The sequence below is a fragment of the Halobacillus sp. Cin3 genome (genome assembly GCF_947311855.1).
In the GTDB taxonomy this organism is placed as follows: domain Bacteria; phylum Bacillota; class Bacilli; order Bacillales; family Halobacillaceae; genus Halobacillus; species Halobacillus kuroshimensis.
Genome location: NZ_CAMZMV010000009.1, coordinates 21,735 through 33,818, shown reverse-complemented (window position 1 = coordinate 33,818; position 12,084 = coordinate 21,735). Strand labels below are relative to the sequence as shown.

General features: G+C 48.1%; 18 protein-coding genes. 14 read left to right on the top strand and 4 right to left on the bottom strand.

Translation table 11 applies throughout. From position 1 onward, the window contains the following. Nucleotides 1-297 precede the first annotated feature (297 nt). The 10 genes from sigY (at nt 298) to QMA39_RS18490 (ending at nt 5,200) form a co-directional block, all read left to right on the top strand. Nucleotides 298-816, top strand: coding sequence for an RNA polymerase sigma factor SigY (gene sigY / locus QMA39_RS18535; RefSeq protein WP_281659529.1), 519 nt, complete (start codon nt 298-300; stop codon nt 814-816). Further along, entirely contained in the window at nt 809-1,126 is a 318-nt protein-coding gene (locus QMA39_RS18530) for a YxlC family protein (protein ID WP_281659528.1), read from the top strand. Before sigY ends, QMA39_RS18530 begins: the two co-directional genes overlap by 8 nt. Beyond that, on the top strand, nt 1,123-1,335 hold the full coding sequence (locus QMA39_RS18525; RefSeq protein ID WP_027956108.1) for a hypothetical protein: 213 nt from the start codon (nt 1,123-1,125) through the stop codon (nt 1,333-1,335). The genes QMA39_RS18530 and QMA39_RS18525 overlap by 4 nt, the downstream gene beginning before the upstream one ends. Then, on the top strand, nt 1,332-1,529 hold the full coding sequence (locus QMA39_RS18520; protein ID WP_281659527.1) for a hypothetical protein: 198 nt from the start codon (nt 1,332-1,334) through the stop codon (nt 1,527-1,529). The genes QMA39_RS18525 and QMA39_RS18520 overlap by 4 nt, the downstream gene beginning before the upstream one ends. After that, on the top strand, nt 1,510-1,836 hold the full coding sequence (locus tag QMA39_RS18515) for a YbjQ family protein (RefSeq protein WP_027956110.1): 327 nt from the start codon (nt 1,510-1,512) through the stop codon (nt 1,834-1,836). The genes QMA39_RS18520 and QMA39_RS18515 overlap by 20 nt, the downstream gene beginning before the upstream one ends. Before the next feature lie 2 nt (nt 1,837-1,838). Beyond that, on the top strand, nt 1,839-2,051 hold the full coding sequence (locus QMA39_RS18510) for a PLD nuclease N-terminal domain-containing protein (RefSeq protein WP_156896510.1): 213 nt from the start codon (nt 1,839-1,841) through the stop codon (nt 2,049-2,051). Next, complete coding sequence (locus QMA39_RS18505; protein WP_281659526.1) at nt 2,048-2,965, top strand: ABC transporter ATP-binding protein; 918 nt, start codon at nt 2,048-2,050, stop codon at nt 2,963-2,965. The genes QMA39_RS18510 and QMA39_RS18505 overlap by 4 nt, the downstream gene beginning before the upstream one ends. Next, a complete protein-coding gene (locus QMA39_RS18500) occupies nt 2,943-3,719 on the top strand; it encodes an ABC transporter permease subunit (RefSeq protein WP_281659525.1) in 777 nt (258 codons plus the stop codon). Before QMA39_RS18505 ends, QMA39_RS18500 begins: the two co-directional genes overlap by 23 nt. Nucleotides 3,720-3,824: 105 nt before the next feature. Then, nucleotides 3,825-4,595, top strand: a complete 771-nt coding sequence (locus QMA39_RS18495) for an SDR family oxidoreductase (protein ID WP_281659524.1) — start codon at nt 3,825-3,827, stop codon at nt 4,593-4,595. 86 nt (nt 4,596-4,681) lie between these two features. After that, nucleotides 4,682-5,200 carry a DUF6241 domain-containing protein gene (locus QMA39_RS18490; RefSeq protein ID WP_281659523.1) on the top strand — a complete coding sequence of 173 codons (519 nt, stop codon included), beginning with the start codon at nt 4,682-4,684 and terminating at the stop codon, nt 5,198-5,200. Between the two features lie 22 nt (nt 5,201-5,222). On the opposite strand, the gene QMA39_RS18485 is transcribed toward QMA39_RS18490, so the two are convergent. Continuing rightward, complete coding sequence (locus QMA39_RS18485) at nt 5,223-5,624, bottom strand: GNAT family N-acetyltransferase (RefSeq protein ID WP_027956114.1); 402 nt, start codon at nt 5,622-5,624, stop codon at nt 5,223-5,225. A 201-nt stretch (nt 5,625-5,825) separates the two neighbouring features. Between QMA39_RS18485 and QMA39_RS18480 the strand changes: the two genes are divergently transcribed. After that, complete coding sequence (locus tag QMA39_RS18480; protein ID WP_281659522.1) at nt 5,826-6,290, top strand: hypothetical protein; 465 nt, start codon at nt 5,826-5,828, stop codon at nt 6,288-6,290. Nucleotides 6,291-6,345: 55 nt separating this feature from the next. On the opposite strand, the gene QMA39_RS18475 is transcribed toward QMA39_RS18480, so the two are convergent. Continuing rightward, entirely contained in the window at nt 6,346-8,502 is a 2,157-nt protein-coding gene (locus QMA39_RS18475; RefSeq protein WP_281659521.1) for a UvrD-helicase domain-containing protein, read from the bottom strand. A 100-nt stretch (nt 8,503-8,602) separates the two neighbouring features. Between QMA39_RS18475 and QMA39_RS18470 the strand changes: the two genes are divergently transcribed. Continuing rightward, nucleotides 8,603-9,718 carry an NADH:flavin oxidoreductase gene (locus QMA39_RS18470; RefSeq protein WP_281659520.1) on the top strand — a complete coding sequence of 372 codons (1,116 nt, stop codon included), beginning with the start codon at nt 8,603-8,605 and terminating at the stop codon, nt 9,716-9,718. 202 nt (nt 9,719-9,920) lie between these two features. Here the strand turns inward: QMA39_RS18470 and QMA39_RS18465 are convergent, their stop codons facing one another. After that, nucleotides 9,921-10,649, bottom strand: a complete 729-nt coding sequence (locus QMA39_RS18465) for a PAS domain-containing protein (protein ID WP_206934224.1) — start codon at nt 10,647-10,649, stop codon at nt 9,921-9,923. Nucleotides 10,650-10,745: 96 nt separating this feature from the next. Next, complete coding sequence (locus QMA39_RS18460) at nt 10,746-10,952, bottom strand: hypothetical protein (RefSeq protein WP_027956119.1); 207 nt, start codon at nt 10,950-10,952, stop codon at nt 10,746-10,748. 192 nt (nt 10,953-11,144) lie between these two features. Between QMA39_RS18460 and QMA39_RS18455 the strand changes: the two genes are divergently transcribed. After that, a complete protein-coding gene (locus QMA39_RS18455) occupies nt 11,145-11,738 on the top strand; it encodes a TetR/AcrR family transcriptional regulator (protein ID WP_206934222.1) in 594 nt (197 codons plus the stop codon). A 1-nt stretch (nt 11,739) separates the two neighbouring features. Continuing rightward, entirely contained in the window at nt 11,740-12,084 is a 345-nt protein-coding gene (locus QMA39_RS18450; protein WP_027956121.1) for a multidrug efflux SMR transporter, read from the top strand.

Sequence of the window (12,084 nt, the reverse complement as noted above, 5' to 3'; positions counted from 1 at the left end):
CTGCTCTGCTCATCCTATTCCTCAACTCAACTCATTCTCTTCTCAACTAACTTTGTATTCATTTATAAAATACTTTCTCACAGTCTATAAAATTCAGATAATAAAGTCAACCGGAGAATTTCCAGCAACTCTATTTCCACCCTAACAAACCGATGATGTTCTTTAAAGCTATCTGTTTATAAAAAAAGAGATACTGAACGGTGCCAGGAAAAGCACACCAAAAAAAAGCCGGGATTTCTTTTGAACGCATCCGCATCCAGAGACGTCTTATATACAGGCGGGAAGAGAGGAATGATTATGGAAGCCAACGATTTGACACGTGCCAGGAATGGAGATGAAGAAAGTCTTGCCCGGCTCCTGAAGGAACACTACTCCTTTGTGATGAAATATGTGTGGAAAATGTGCGGCGACGAACAGCTGGCCTATGATGTCACCCAGGACACGCTCATGAAAGCCGTCCAAAAGATCAATCAATACCGGGGAACGTCCAAATTCTCTACTTGGCTGATCCGAATCGCCACCCATACGTATATCGATACACGACGAAAACAAAAGAGGAACGAAAGACTGGAGCAGCAGGAAAGAGAACGACTAAAGCAGCAGACGACGCATCAGCTTCCTGAAGAATGGTTTGACGTGCAGGAGGCCCTCTGGAACCTTGAGGAAAAGTACCGGATCCCCGTCCTCTTGAAACATTATTATGGGTTTGAATACAGGGAAATCGCTGACATGACGAAATCCAGAACCGGAACGGTGAAATCACGGGTGCATTATGGTATGGAGAAGCTGCGAAAGGAGTTGAATGAACATGGATGACAAGAAGAACCTTCCTTTGGAGGAAAAGCTGAAGCAGGGACTGCAGCAGATGGATCAGCAGATGGGTACGGAGGAACCACCTCTCCTGTACTTCGAAACGCTTGTGAGAGAGGAAAGAAAAGCATGGCATCAGAGGCTGTGGAAGGAATTGATGCTGTTATGGACGGCCGCTCTTTTGATGATCACTGGACTCGCGCTCAGCTTTTATTTCGTACCGGCCTTGTTCATCATCATTCAAGTAACAGCCGCTGCCGTGCTGCTTGGGTATGTGTGGAAGGAGAAAAGAGAAATGGTGATGATCAATAAATGAAGCATTATGGACCTGAAGAAATCCCTGTCTGGGGGTGGGGAATCATTGCCGCCATCCTGATCACCCAGAGCACCCTGTTGTTCATCCAGGCGAAAAAACGCGGGCGGACCCCCTGGCTGTGGGGCCTTGTCGGACTAATTCAATTCCCTGTCCCAACCATCGTGTTCATCATCCTGTGCAAAACAATCTGGAAGGATCCAACAGGATGAAGATGATCCTCACTGCGGCAGGTACAGCCGCTCAACTGGCAGCTTACGCTCTTATCCTGTTTGTGTCCATCTGGACAGGAATCGCTTTTCTACTCATCTCTTATGCAGCTTTCACACTCGTAATCATAAAGCTGTGGAAGGAAGCACAGGAAGAAAAAAAGGAGGAACATTGGAATGATTATCGTGACTACTGAATTTGTACCTGGATATGACGTTCAGGAAGTGAAAGGATTTGTGCGCGGCAGTACAGTCCAGTCGAAAAACGTGGGAAAAGATATTCTGGCGGGATTGAAGAATCTTGTCGGAGGAGAAATTAAAGATTATACAAGCATGATGGACAGTGCCCGTCAGCAGGCAATCGGCCGGTTGATCCAACATGCAGAGGAAAAAGGAGCGGATGCTGTCATCGCTGTCCGCCTGGAAACATCCTCCATCACGAATGCCGCTTCTGAAATTATGGCGTACGGAACAGCTGTCACTCTTTCAGTAAGGAGTTCGTGATGATGTCAGGGGTTGTGCATATGCTCACTGAAAACCTTCCTGTCCTCCTCCCTCTGGTTGTCATTCAAATCATTTTGATGGCGGCAGCACTCATCAGCCTGACAAGGACAAAAGAAACACGCGGGCCGAAGTGGATGTGGGTACTGCTGATTATTTTCGTCAACACGCTCGGACCTGTCGCCTACTTTATTTTCGGAAGGAGTGAGGAAAGATGATGAAGGTGGACAAACTTACGAAATCATTCGGGAAACACCATGTTGTTGACGGCTTGTCTTTTCAATTGGAAACGGGCAGATGCATGGCGCTTCTCGGTCCGAACGGCGCAGGTAAAACGACAACCCTGCGTCTGATGTCCGGGCTGCTTCTTCCTGATTCCGGAACGGTCCACCTGGAGGAATCACCAGGGGATATCCGTGCCCATATCGGCTATCTCCCCCAGCACCCACAATTTCACGGCTGGATGACAGGCAGGGAATTCCTCCTTTATGCCGCAAGACTATCCGGTCTATCCAAACAGGAGGCCGGACGTCGTGCGGACTTGATGATGGACCGGGTCGGTCTGAAAGATTTCCAAAGCAAAAGAGTCAGCCGATACTCCGGAGGGATGAAGCAGCGCCTCGGCATTGCCCAGGCCATCATCCACCAGCCAAAGGTGCTGCTGCTTGATGAACCGGTGTCTGCCTTAGACCCGATCGGCCGCCGGGAAGTCCTCGATTTAATGGAAGAGCTGAAAAAGGAAACCATCCTTCTCTATTCCACCCATATCCTGAATGATGCAGAAGAAGTCAGTGACGAAATCCTGCTCATGCATGAAGGAAAAGTTATCGAGTCAGGAACCATTGATGAGGTGAAGTCTCGTCACCATATGGAGAAGCTCACTTTGAAATTTTCAATCGACCGTGAAAAATGGAGGGACTATCTCAGCACATGGCCGGAGGTCAATCGTGTGGAGACACACAAACAAACCCTTCACGTATATGTCACTGACAGCGGAACAGTCAGGAAGAGAGTGCTCGATGAAGCTTCCCGGAATGAGTGGCCGCTTGTCCACTTCGAAGTCGGACGGCCGACGTTGGAAGATTTATTTATAAAGGCGGTGAAAAATCATGCAGTGGATCACCATCTATAAAAAGGAATGGCTTGAAATGCTCAGGAATTACAAATGGATATGGGTGCCCCTTGTCTTTGTTCTTTTCTGTATCATCGACCCCCTTACCACTTATTATCTTCCGGTTATTATTGAAGCCACCGGAGGTCTTCCGGAAGGGGCAGTTTTTGACATGCCCACACCGCCGCCTTCCGAGGTGTTCATGATGAGCATTTCCCAGCTGAATACGCTTGGCGTCCTCGTGCTTGCGCTCATGACCATGGGGACCATTTCCGGAGAAAAGAAATCAGGGGTAGCGGAGCTGATTCTCGTGAAGCCGGTTTCTTACTTTTCCTATTTGACAGCAAAATGGGCGGCGGCTTCCACCCTGTTGATTCTCTCTGCTGCCATCGGCCTCGCAGCGAGCTGGTATTACGTCCAGCTCCTTTTTGGAGATGTCTCCTTTTCGGCCGCAGTTGGAGTGATCTTCTTCTACAGTTTGTGGATCGCATTTCTTACGAGCATCAGTCTATTTATGAATGCCTGGTCGCGCCTCCCCGGCCTCGTCTTATTTTTCACGCTGGCTTCGCTTTTGATCATGAGCCTTGTTACCAGCTTGTTTTCCAACGACCTTGCCTGGAGTCCGGCACGGCTGTCCTCCTACCTTCGTTCTCTTCTCATTACGGGAGAAGTTCCTGTTGATTTATGGTACACCAGTCTGGTCACAGCCGCTCTTACCATCCTTCTCCTTTATGCAGGAACGAAACGATTGAAGAAAAGCTCCAGGCTCTCCTGAATGTCAAAGGAAGACGAATGACAAGGAAGAAGAGTTGTACTCCTTTCCAATAGGGTATAGACTATTGTCAATAAAACTATTGGATTGTCTAAAGGAGAGATTTGCATGAAGCCGACTGCACTGATTACCGGAGCTTCCGGGGGAATTGGGTATGAACTTTCCCTGCTTTTCGCGAAGGCTGGTTATAACTTGATCGTTGTAGCAAGATCTGAAGATAAACTCGAGGATCTGCGAAATGAATTGGACGGCCACCCCGTTACCATTCTTCCACAGGATCTGTCTGAGCCGGGAGCTGCACTGGTTGTGTATGACAAAGTCAAAGAACTCGGCCTGAATGTGACTGTGCTCGTGAACAATGCAGGGTTCGGCCTGAACGGACTGTTTGAGGAGCTTCCGCTTTTAGACCAGCAGAAAATGCTGCAAGTCAACGTCAATGCACTCACAGAGCTCACCCACCTGTTTCTGCCGGAAATCAAAGCGGCCCGATTCCGCTCTATTCCAAAAGGGGTCCTGAATATCGCCAGCACTGCTGCGTTTCAGCCGGGACCGAAAATGGCCGTATATTATGCATCCAAAGCCTACGTCCTTTCCTTCTCCGAAGCCCTTGTTGAAGAATTGAAGGACACGAACGTCACGATCTCGACGCTGTGCCCGGGCGCAACAGAAACCAACTTCTTCAAAACAGCTCAGGCAGAGCATACGAAGCTGGTCAAACAGACGATGACGCCGGAAGCTGTGGCCAAATCCGGGTTTGTCGGCTTTGTCAAAAGCCGCCGTGTCATCATTCCCGGGCCTGCCAACCAGACGATGGCTTATGCGGCGAAACTGCTTCCTCGTTCCTGGGCTGCAAAAGCCGCTCATTATATGGATCAATAATTCTTATGTCCCAGACCTTTCCTCCTGCCGGCATCTCCTTTATACTTGATATATTGGAAGAAAATTCTTAAACAGGGGGCAGAGGTATGAAGAAATGGATCCTATCCACCGCCCTTCTTCTGCTCGCAGCGGCGGGCACAGGCTGGTATTTGATGAGCACTCAGGCTGAAGCTATGACAGAACAAGAAGTCAAGGAAGCCGTAGAAAAGTCCGCCGAGGAAGCGGATGAAAAGCTTCAGACCTATGAGGAAGAGGGGAAAAATCCGTTCGGCAGTGAAAAAAGACAAAACGAACTGACAGATTCCGATTATCAAAGCTACATCCACTCCATGTCCCACCAGAAAGTGAAAGCCGATAAAAAGTGGGGATTTACAACCATCCACCCGGAACGTATTGACTGGCTGCTTGAGGGACTGGATCAGACCACGCTTACTCATAGACAGACATATGAAGAAATCCTGACGAAATGGCACGCAGGTGATTTCTCAACGGCTGATGAGGACCATAACCGGATCTGGACGCTTCAGAACGGAAACGTCGGCAAAGCTACAGGTCTGCTCTCTCCTCAGGAAGAAGCCCAATTAATGCAGAAACGAAAAAACTGACCCGCTCCGGGGTCAGTTTTTTTTACATTTCTTCTGCTGCTTTACGAAAACCATAGAACGAGCGGTAGCCTGAATGAGAATAGTAGCCTTCCGAGCTTTCTGTAGCCAGCATGTCCACGCGGGCGTTCGGATAGCATTCATGGGCGGTGCTTACAAGCTGTTCGGCAATTCCCTGCTTGCGGCAGGATTCCTTAACGAGGAGTTCACAGATGTACAAAGTGGTCGTCCCGTCGGTCAATCCTCTCAAATAACCGACGAGTTCTCCGGATTCATCCACGGCCACGAGGGCAGGTTCCGAATTGATCCAGGCGCACAGCGTTTCTTCATTATGCTGCACAAGCCCCTCCCATCCTTCTTGTTGATTCAACTGATGAACACTATCAAAGTCTTGTTCGCGAAACGAGCGGATTTGAATGGATTCCATCGTTTCCTCCCTTTCTTTTCCAAGTTTTCTCCTGTTAAGTTTACCAGTCTGTCTATGATGAAGCCTGATCTCTTTACTCTATTATACGATACAATTCCCTATTCGTTTCATTCTATGTGTCTTTTTTTCGTCAATGATGAGAGAAAAGTATGATAAAATAAGAGCGATTGTTTTCTTATCGACACAAGGAGTGGAATGACTATGAAACGTTGGTTGATGCTGACAGGATTATTATTTCTGGCTGCCTGTTCCTCACAAAATTTATCCTACGAAGATTTAACCGCTGCTTATCCCGAGGACTTCGCAGCCCCTGTCCAGAACCTTTCTGAAGCACAGCAGGAAAACCTTGGCCTGCCTTCTGATATGCCTTTTGAAGTGACCCGGGTGGAATCCTCTGTTGGAGAAAGTGAAGCAGAGGTAACCTATACATCCGATACCGAACAAAAAGCCGTTATTACGACCTTATACAGTCCTGGAAACATCCTGCAGGAATCCGAACTGCAGGTACCATTGGATTCCGGAGCGCTGGCAGGCGTACTGGAAAAGGATACACATGTGTTTGTGGAATGGTATGAAGGAGAAGAAGATATCATATATCAGGTGGAATATTACGGCCCTGCTGAAGAGCGTTCGGAAAAAGCTGTGGAAATCGCCAATCATTTATAAAAGCTGCCAGGAAACCTTCCCCGCAGCTTTTTTATGTGGTAACAGACATCCGTATTCATTGAACTTTTTCCAGTTTTTTAAACATCCGGCTGATCGGCCTTGGTGCCTTCAGGTTATCAAAGAAAACAAGGTACGTATTCTTTTTTTCATCAATGGATTGAATGGTCCCGATTCCGAACACGGGATGGTGGACACGTGTTCCTTTTTCAAACCCTTTTTGAGGAGCTTCCTGTTTTAAATGGTGGGAGGCACGAATATAATCCTCCGCCTCTTCTATAAGGGCTGGATCCAGGTCCCCGACACGTTCATATAAATCTTCTTCCACCTCAAAGATAAAGCGGGACGGATATTTCTTCTGTCCTCCATTTTGAAAGCCCTCCGACTCCGTCATATACAATGCCTTTTCAGCACGGGTGACAGCGACATAGGCAAGTCTCCGCTCTTCTTCAAGCCCACGCTCCTTCCGCTGACGGATGGTCCGCACACTCGGCATGATTCCTTCTGTCATGCCGATCACAAAAACATAAGGGAATTCCAGACCTTTGGCAGTATGGATCGTCATTAGTTTGATCGTATCCATACGCTCTTCCCTGTCGTGATCGGTGTACAAAGAAATCATCTGCAGGTACTCATCCAAATCAATATCTTCTCCAAGCGTCTGTTCATACTGGACGATGGAGTGAAGCAGTTCGGCCAGATTATCCAGACGTTCCTGGTCCCCGTCTTCGCGGCGGTAGGCTTCATAACCCGTCTTCTGCATCGCTTCCTGCAGCAGTTCAGACACGTTCGATTCTTTCTTCCTCTCCTTGAGTTCCTCCATTGCGGCAATGAATGCTTTGGCACCTGTCCGCTGAAGCTGGTCATGATCCGCGTATTTTTTCAAGGTCTCATAATAAGAAAGCCCTTCTGCCTCTGCTTTCTGCCGGATAAAGGCCATCCGCTTTTTACCGATCTGCCTTTTCGGCACATTGATAATTCTTGAAAACGACAAGTCATCTCCTGCAGCGATCATTTTCAGATGAGCGAGAGCGTCCTTGATCTCCATCCGGTCAAAAAACTTAAAGCCGCCGAAAATGGTATATTCCAGATTTTCAGCCATAAGCTCCTGTTCTACGTTACGGGATAAATAACCGGCTCTGTACAGGACAGCTACATCACTGAGACGCGCCTGCTTTTCCTCGACAAGACTTTGAATCTGCTGAACAATCCACTTCGCTTCTTCTCTATCATTTTTCCCGTGGTAATGAACCGCTTTGACTCCAGGCGGGTGAACAGGAAGCATATCCTTATCCACACGGAAGTAGTTATTCTTAATCAACGCATTGCCGAGGGAGAGGATTTCAGGGGTGGAACGGTAATTTTCCTTAAGAAAAACCGTCTGCGCTCCCGGGAAAAATTCTTCGAACTCGATCATATATTTCGGATCCGCCCCGCGCCATTCGTAGATCGTCTGATCGGGGTCCCCTACAACGAACAGGTTCTCATGCTCCTGTGCCAGCATTTGGACAAGTTCAAACTGCTTCAGACTGCTGTCCTGGAATTCATCGACCTGAATGTAATACAGACGGTCCTGCCATTTGGCCAGTACGTCCGGATATTGTTCAAAAAGGACAAAGACGAAATTCAGCAGGTCATCGAAATCCAGGCCGTACACCCGCTTTTGTTTTTTCAAATACTGTTGGATGATCTGTCCGTCCAGGTCGCCGGCTTCATCAGCCGCAGGCATGCCGCCACGCATAATCATCTGTTGGACATAATGAGTATTTCCCTTCAATATTCCGATCTTGTCCAGAAGGCGCTTGAAGGTTTTCTCATTCATTTTCAGCTCCATATCTTCAAAAATCTCCCGGAGCAGTGTTTTCTGGTCTTCGACGTCTAAAATGGAGAAATTTTTCGGATAGAAGAGACGATGGATATCCTCTCGGAGCACGCGGACGCAGAAGCCGTGATAAGTCGTAATAAACCCTGTATCCTGTTCGCCCCCGATCAGCCGCTTCACCCTTCTCCTCATCTCATGAGCTGCCTTATTCGTAAAGGTTACAGATAATACATGGGCCGGATCCACGCCCAGTTCATTGACGATAAACGCATAACGGTGCGTAAGCGCCCTGGTTTTCCCTGAACCGGCACCGGCCACGACGCGTATGTATCCTTCCGTAGAAACGACAGCCTCCTGCTGAGCTTCGTTCAATCCTTCCATCAGTTTTTCCATAGTGATTCACCTTCCAAGAACATTTGTTTGTATTATAGCACACTGAATCGGTTTGAAGCCTCAGTGGAACGGATATGGACCTGTGGAAGGAGAGGAAATTATGACCAGCGATATCACCCCTTTATTTGAAGAAAAGATCGTTCAGGACAACCGCTTTAAAAACCGCTATGTGGTCGCACCGATGACAAGAGTCAGCGCGGCCAATAACGGGACAGCCAATGAGCGGATGAAGCAGTATTATGAGCGCTATGCCAAAGGCGGATTCGGAGCTGTCATCAGCGAAGGCATCTACCCGGACCGTACCTACTCCCAGGGATACTCAAACCAGCCGGGGCTTGCCGACGAGCAGCACCGGGACGCCTGGAAGCCAATCGTCCGGGGCGTTCATCAGCACGGTTCCCTGTTCATTGCTCAAATCATGCACGCAGGTGCCCAGTCACAGGGAAACGCCTACACGAACCAAACCATCGCCCCTTCAGCTGTGGCCCCAAAAAATGACCAGCTGCCTTTTTACGGTGGGAAAGGTCCGTTCCCTACCCCAAAAGCAGCCACTCATGAGGAACTGGAAGAAATCAAGCAGTCCTTCGCACGGTCTGCACGACTGGCCAAGGAAGCAGGGTTTGACGGCGTGGAGCTCCACGGAGCCAATGGTTACCTACTGGATCAGTTCATCACCGATTATTTCAACCAGAGAGAAGATCAGTACGGAGGAACAACCACCAACCGGATGCGGTATATTCTTGAAGTCATCAAGGAAGTCAGACGGGAAGTCGGCCACGATTATCTTCTCGGCATTCGGATTTCTCAGGGGAAAGCTTCCGATGGCGAACACCGCTGGGCTCTTGGTGAAACAGATGCCAAAACCATCTTCGGTGAGCTCGGTGATTCTCCGATCGATTTTATCCATGTAACAGATAAAGAAGGAACAGCCTCCAGCTTCGGAGAGGGGTCCCTTTCCATGGCTGCTGCTGCCAAGGCGTTCAGTGGTCTTCCTGTCATTGCCAACGGCGGCCTTCATGAAACAGACAAAGCCACGCAGCTGTTGAGCAGCGATGAGGCTGATTTTATCAGTCTCGGTACAGCAGCGCTCCAGAATCCGGATGCACCGAACCGCATCCGTAACGGTCAGCACCTGGAACCTTTCGATTTCTCATCCATTATGCTGCCACAGGCGGAAATTAAGGATCACGAACTGAAAAAAGAAGTACGGAGATGAAAAAGAGGCGCCAGTCTTATGCGCCTCAGCTTGTAGAGAAACCCCTGTTTCTCTACAAGCTTTTTTCTTTCCGCCAGGATGGGAATGACTGCTCTCACCGCAGCAGGTATCCTCCTATCTGCGGGACGTGATTGTCCACATCAAACAGGATAAGTGCTGGTAGCGTACAAATACTTTCAAGAAACCGAAGAACCCCACTTCCTTACTTCCGCTTATTCAAAAAGTAGTCTGCGGCTTGAGGAAGGTTTTTGAACGTCCGCACACCGGACAGACTGATCCGGTTCTGTGTGAACTGCATCACCACCTGCGGACGCATTCCGGCAAGAACCACTTCAATGCCAAGCAGCTGAAGGCTGACGATCAAATCTCTAAGCAGGTGCACCCATTCATCTTCAACTGACACGATACCAGAAAACTGAACAGCCAGACGGTCGATCCGCTGGTTTTGACAAAGCTCCGGCACACGTGTCAGGAGGACCTCCTTCTGCTCTTCCCTGAGGATCGGCTGCAGGGGAAGCAGGGCAAAGCCATCAGCCACTTTTACGACGTTCGCCGTCATTTCCTCAATGATGTGGATCAGCTGTTTTTCCCTGTAATAGGATTGGGTTCTGTCAAAAATCCTCGTTAGATTGTAGCCCTTCCCTTCATATGTAAATGGTCTGGTATGAACCTTGAATACATACTCTTCCCCCTGCCACTGCATCGGATAATCATCTATAATCAACGGCCTTTGTTCTTTCGTTGAATTTGTCACTACCCGCCTTTCCGGATCGATATCCGGAAAGAGTGTGTGAAGGGACTCCCCCGTTACTTGATTTCCCTGAAGACCAAACAATTCAATAAATGCCGGATTGACATAGGTAATGATATACTGGTCATCAGAAATCAATACCCCTTCATCCAGAAGATCCATGGCCGCCTGTAAAATCATACATAAGCCTCCTCCGTATAATTGGCTGGGATGGACGGTTTTAAAACAAAAAAGTGCGCCATCAGGTTCTGTTTGAACAATGATGACGCACTCTTTTTATGCTTTTTCCATTTTGTCAGGCGTAGATATGATAGCAACATGCTTTAAGTTTCCTATAGTATCAAATTCGATTTCCAGGCAGTCTCCCGGTTTCACAAAACCGATCAGTCGTTCTTTCAACACGTACAATTCATTCTGAAACTCTGAATCCTCTACAAGGATTGCGTATGAACCTTCGTATCGATCGAGTCTGTACTGATTCACCCACTCAAACCCTTTCTACTTGGAATTCTCTATAGAGACATTCCTTTACTGTCTTCTGTCTCTTTTGAAGTATTATTCCCTCTGCACCCTGTGACTAAACATGTCGAAATCACGGTGAACTGGACTGAAGAATCCAAACGTGGTAAACTTAATACTAACGACCGTTAGTTTGTATATGAAAAGGATGATTGGATGACAAAAGAAACAATCAGGCAGGAAAGCTTACGCCTTTTTGCCAGACATGGCTATGAGAATACGTCATTGACGATGATCGCCGATGCTGTCGGGATTAAGAAACCGTCTCTTTATAATCACTTTGACAATAAAGATGCCATTTTCCTCGATGTGCTTTATCACGTCGGAGACTTGGAAAAGGAACGCATCATGCAGCAAGCTCCACAACTGAAGGGAATGACGGTGAAAGAGCAGCTTCACCAGTTTTACCGGTTTTATTTAGAACGCATGGCCCATTCCACAGAAGGGCTTTTTTTTAAGCGTGTCACCTTCTTCCCACCTGAAAAGTTTACGGCTGAAATCAAAGAGGTATTCCTTATGGTGGAAGATCAAATGACCGCTGTTATTCAGCCGATCATGGAAAAAGGAATAGCGGAGAAGAAAATCCGCCCTCTTTCTACAGATACGCTGACTTCTGCTTTTTATACGTTAATTGACGGTCTGTTCTTGGAAGAAAACTACTATGATCAGGATGTATTCGAGCAGCGCCAGCTCAGCAGCTGGGAAATTTTCTGGCTCGGCATCCAGACACAACATCAGGAGGGGTCGTAAAATGCCATGGGTCTATTTGTTTGTCGGCGCCTTGTTTGAGATTGCCTGGGCGGTCGGCTTGAAACTGTCCGAGGGCTTTACCGAGCCTCTATACTCCACCATCACCGTCGTCTGTATCATCATCAGCTTCGCTTTGTTTACGATGGCATTAAAAAGTCTGGATGTAGGCACAGGCTACGCCATTTTCACCGGGGTGGGGGCTGTTGGAACAGCGCTGGTCGGTATGATTTTTCTCGGTGATGCCGGTGGTATCGGGAAGATATTCTTTATCGTTCTGTTGATTACGGGAATTATCGGATTGAAAATGACAGATTCCGCTTCATCAAGTCAGGCACAGGAGGGATAA

What these genes read in the sequence shown, in the direction of transcription:
- sigY (WP_281659529.1), top strand. Translation starts at nt 298, where the DNA reads ATGGAAGCCAACGATTTGACACGTGCCAGGAATGGAGATGAAGAAAGT.
- QMA39_RS18530 (WP_281659528.1), top strand. Translation starts at nt 809, where the DNA reads ATGGATGACAAGAAGAACCTTCCTTTGGAGGAAAAGCTGAAGCAGGGA.
- QMA39_RS18525 (WP_027956108.1), top strand. Translation starts at nt 1,123, where the DNA reads ATGAAGCATTATGGACCTGAAGAAATCCCTGTCTGGGGGTGGGGAATC.
- QMA39_RS18520 (WP_281659527.1), top strand. Translation starts at nt 1,332, where the DNA reads ATGAAGATGATCCTCACTGCGGCAGGTACAGCCGCTCAACTGGCAGCT.
- QMA39_RS18515 (WP_027956110.1), top strand. Translation starts at nt 1,510, where the DNA reads ATGATTATCGTGACTACTGAATTTGTACCTGGATATGACGTTCAGGAA.
- QMA39_RS18510 (WP_156896510.1), top strand. Translation starts at nt 1,839, where the DNA reads ATGTCAGGGGTTGTGCATATGCTCACTGAAAACCTTCCTGTCCTCCTC.
- QMA39_RS18505 (WP_281659526.1), top strand. Translation starts at nt 2,048, where the DNA reads ATGATGAAGGTGGACAAACTTACGAAATCATTCGGGAAACACCATGTT.
- QMA39_RS18500 (WP_281659525.1), top strand. Translation starts at nt 2,943, where the DNA reads ATGCAGTGGATCACCATCTATAAAAAGGAATGGCTTGAAATGCTCAGG.
- QMA39_RS18495 (WP_281659524.1), top strand. Translation starts at nt 3,825, where the DNA reads ATGAAGCCGACTGCACTGATTACCGGAGCTTCCGGGGGAATTGGGTAT.
- QMA39_RS18490 (WP_281659523.1), top strand. Translation starts at nt 4,682, where the DNA reads ATGAAGAAATGGATCCTATCCACCGCCCTTCTTCTGCTCGCAGCGGCG.
- QMA39_RS18485 (WP_027956114.1), bottom strand. Translation starts at nt 5,624, where the DNA reads ATGGAATCCATTCAAATCCGCTCGTTTCGCGAACAAGACTTTGATAGT.
- QMA39_RS18480 (WP_281659522.1), top strand. Translation starts at nt 5,826, where the DNA reads ATGAAACGTTGGTTGATGCTGACAGGATTATTATTTCTGGCTGCCTGT.
- QMA39_RS18475 (WP_281659521.1), bottom strand. Translation starts at nt 8,502, where the DNA reads ATGGAAAAACTGATGGAAGGATTGAACGAAGCTCAGCAGGAGGCTGTC.
- QMA39_RS18470 (WP_281659520.1), top strand. Translation starts at nt 8,603, where the DNA reads ATGACCAGCGATATCACCCCTTTATTTGAAGAAAAGATCGTTCAGGAC.
- QMA39_RS18465 (WP_206934224.1), bottom strand. Translation starts at nt 10,649, where the DNA reads ATGATTTTACAGGCGGCCATGGATCTTCTGGATGAAGGGGTATTGATT.
- QMA39_RS18455 (WP_206934222.1), top strand. Translation starts at nt 11,145, where the DNA reads ATGACAAAAGAAACAATCAGGCAGGAAAGCTTACGCCTTTTTGCCAGA.
- QMA39_RS18450 (WP_027956121.1), top strand. Translation starts at nt 11,740, where the DNA reads ATGCCATGGGTCTATTTGTTTGTCGGCGCCTTGTTTGAGATTGCCTGG.